Source organism: Arthrospira sp. PCC 8006, from assembly GCF_046480465.1.
Lineage (GTDB): Bacteria > Cyanobacteriota > Cyanobacteriia > Cyanobacteriales > Microcoleaceae > Limnospira > Limnospira platensis.
The window spans coordinates 1-728 of the sequence record NZ_PKGG01000502.1 but is presented as its reverse complement, the minus strand read 5'-3'; the positions used below and the strand labels follow the sequence as shown (position 1 = coordinate 728).

Annotated in this window: 1 protein-coding gene; it reads left to right on the top strand. The window is 43.0% G+C overall.

The features are described 5' to 3' along the window. Window positions 1-676 (top strand): calcium-binding protein (locus B9T16_RS29065; protein ID WP_410246435.1); only part of this gene is annotated, 676 nt, incomplete at its 5' end. Window positions 677-728: the final 52 nt, after the last annotated feature.

The window sequence follows — 728 nt, the reverse complement described above, 5'->3', positions numbered from 1 at the left end:
TAATGATACCCTCTATGGCGGCGAGGATAATGATACTTTATTGGGTGGCAATGGTAATGATCTTTTGTTTGGGAATCAGGGAGATGATAGCCTAGATGGGGGTCCGGGTGATGATACTCTCTATGGGGGGAAAGGTGATGATACTCTGTTGGGTAGTCAGGGTAATGATATACTGCTAGGAAATATGGAAAATGATATCCTCTATGGCGGAGATGGGGATGATTGTTTATATGGTGGTCAGGGTAATGATACTCTCTATGGGGGTCGAGGTAGGGATTATTTAAGTGGCGATCGCGGTAATGATTTCCTGGTTGGTGTTGATACTAGCGCTGATTTTCCGGGACTGACAACTATTGACACCCTGGTTGGCGGAGAAGGTTTTGATACTTTTGTATTAGGCAATGAAAACGGACCGTTTTACGATAACGGTAATGATGATATTAATGGTGTGGCTGACTATGCTTTGATTTTGAATTTTAACAGCACTACTGATGTCATCTTACTGAGTAATGACGATTATTTATTCTCTACTGATATCCCCCAACCACTCCCACAAGGGACTGCTATTTTCCGTCGGACTCCCGGCGAAAATGAGTTGATTGCTATCTTAGAAGGGGTGGTGAATCTTCAATTTGATGGCAGTAATCTTGATGATGGACCGATTAGGTTTATCTAGCACCACAAAAATGATTGGGTGTAGGGTGCGTCAGACACCGAAAACTGAAATC